Source organism: Pseudomonas sp. dw_358, assembly GCF_018449655.1.
Classification (GTDB): domain Bacteria; phylum Pseudomonadota; class Gammaproteobacteria; order Pseudomonadales; family Pseudomonadaceae; genus Aquipseudomonas.
On record NZ_JAAVUX010000038.1, the window covers coordinates 1 to 2,293 of the forward strand.

A 2,293-nucleotide genomic window follows, 5' to 3' on the forward strand; every position below is an offset into this window, starting at 1 on the left:
GCCATTACAAAATCATAACTATTTTGGTTGTTGAAGAGATTACATTAGCGTTCCACTCCTGCCCATTCGAAGCACCCCTCTTCGGCCATTCCCTGCTGACCCAAAAGGATGATGACAGATGAAAGATCGTTCCCACGACGAGGCCATGGCCGAGCAGTTTCAGCTCGATCCGGACTATGCGGCCGAGCTACTGGCTGAGGTACGGCTTAGTAATGACCCAGCCGAGCTGGCCATCCTACTGAGGCAGTTGGCTAAGAATTCCCGTCAGGTCGGGGTTAAAAGCCTCACCAACGCAAAGGGTAATCCATCATCTAAATAATTTAGAATGGTATATTTCATGGTATTGGTCAGGGGCATGGCATTTTCGCCGTTATTCTATTGGGTTGATACGGTTGATACGGTTGATACGGTTGATTGATAATAGAGTGGGAGTAGGGATTATTGTCATCTATTTGATTTTTTGTGAAAAATAAAACTAAATAGTGATGCTTACTAGGTCATCAATGTCGTTTTTCATGGTGCGCATGGTTGGTATCGGCAGAGAAGTGCCTCGATACCATGTTCGGCATTAGTAATGCCGGCATGGTATGGAGAGTGTTAATTTTGCAGATGTGGTCAGGAGCTGAATTGCCGGTATGGAACACTTTCTCAACCCTGCCTTGTAAATTTTGATAAAAAGTTTTGTACGCGGACTTCGTATTCTTTATCAAGCAAACTTACAACATTCGTTAAAAATACATGCAGATCTCCATCAAAATAATCTTCAACGAAAGATGTTTCTTGCCCGAACGGGGGGGCTACATATTCCAAACCTTCCGAGGTCATGTGATTTTTGATATATCTTTTGATTTGTCTCTTTAGGAAGAAGACATTAAGCAGGTTGCGTTCATCAATGTAGCTCTTAACTATTTGGTCTAGGCTCAAAGGCGTAAACTGCGCCTTCTCATCATCTGGTAGGAACTCCCCGACACCCTCACCCACATCATAAATGAAGTCAATTATTAACCCGTATGCCATAACTCTAGTCTCATATTGATGGAAAGGCAGTTACTATGAAGTATGGCATATGGTTGTACTCAACAAATTTAATCACTACTGTTACTTTTGACATGTTTATTGTAGTGTTGGGCGCTTCTCTTTTTATACCCCAGCCAATTGGTTTTTCCAAAGTTGTCGAAAGCTCAATTCGCTTTTCTTTAAGGATAAGCCTGGCTTTAGATTGCATTAATATTTTAAGTCTGTTTCTTTGTAGGACTTGGCTTACCGCCCATTCTGCCGTTTCTAGATCATAAAATGTAGATGAGACTTGAACTTTTTTTGATGCAAATCGTGTTTTCAAATTTTCTATATTTTTATCGACGTGCTTTAAAATTGTATGCCCGCCGCCCAGTTTTTTAGGCGCTTGAAGTGGTTTTTCACTGGTAATAACGGATATGCGTCCTGCTCTTACTGATGAAGCTCGAAAAGCGTTATAAAGCGAAGCAGTGGTAAGAGGAACCGCAAATTCGGTGGCCAAGCCAATTACCTGACCAGTTGTTCTTGAAGCCCCCAATACCTCTGCAACAGTTGCCCCGGCTTTGAATGCATATGAATCGGTTTGCCTGCCCGTAACGATTTGCGTGGTAGCTGCCGAAAGCTGGTCAGATGCATGAACGCCCATGGCCACGCACCCGACTTTTGAAATCATCGTTGGCTCAGGTAATGCACATAATACGCCAGAACCAGCAAGCTCAATGATTCCGCCGACCAGCCGAAGGCTTCCAAATATACGATTTGACCTTATCTCCGCAGGCGTAAGCGACTCTTGCGTTAAGATAGCAGCTAGTTGTGCGAAGCTGAGGGCAACGCGAAAATCTCCATCCTCAAAGTCAGACATGACGCGTTTCCTTACGCAAAAGGCTTTTTAGCGGTCCGGTCCCAACCGCCCGAGACGATACCGGCACTGCCGCCATCTGAACGTCTTTGCTGCGTGTATTCGAATTTAATGCGCCCGTAATTCAGGGTTACGACTTCGACAGGGAAGCCGGAGTTTTCTGCGCCTTGTCCGCTGACCAATGCGATCAGCACCTCTTCAAGCACGATGTCCAAATACTTAAATTTTTCTGTTCCTGCACGATGGACTCGAATTGTCACGGTTTTGATATGCGAGCCTGTGCAGCAAAGCTCAAATATCTTAGGAGTGGCACGGTCAATGTACTTGCTGATCTGAAAATCCCCGAGGGAAACACCTCCAGCGGAAGCGCACCACTGGAGCTTGCTGTCTGACTGATGGACTGCACGGCGTCGTAGTGAC

At 45.1% G+C, this 2,293-nt stretch carries 3 protein-coding genes and 1 pseudogene; 1 reads left to right on the plus strand and 3 read right to left on the minus strand.

Going from position 1 to position 2,293, the window contains the following annotated elements; genetic code table 11:
* Positions 1-118 precede the first annotated feature (118 nt).
* Positions 119-319, plus strand: a complete 201-nt coding sequence (locus HB675_RS25590) for a hypothetical protein (RefSeq protein ID WP_213881954.1) — start codon at positions 119-121, stop codon at positions 317-319.
* 329 nt (positions 320-648) lie between these two features.
* Here HB675_RS25590 and HB675_RS25595 read toward each other — a convergent pair whose 3' ends face one another.
* The 3 genes and pseudogenes from HB675_RS25595 to HB675_RS25605 form a co-directional block, all read right to left on the minus strand.
* Positions 649-1,017, minus strand: coding sequence for a hypothetical protein (locus HB675_RS25595; RefSeq protein ID WP_024959275.1), 369 nt, complete (start codon positions 1,015-1,017; stop codon positions 649-651).
* A gap of 10 nt (positions 1,018-1,027) precedes the next feature.
* A complete protein-coding gene (locus HB675_RS25600) occupies positions 1,028-1,876 on the minus strand; it encodes an RNase A-like domain-containing protein (protein ID WP_081492614.1) in 849 nt (282 codons plus the stop codon).
* 11 nt (positions 1,877-1,887) lie between these two features.
* Positions 1,888-2,293 (minus strand): annotated as a pseudogene (locus HB675_RS25605) (type VI secretion system tube protein Hcp); the annotation flags it as partial.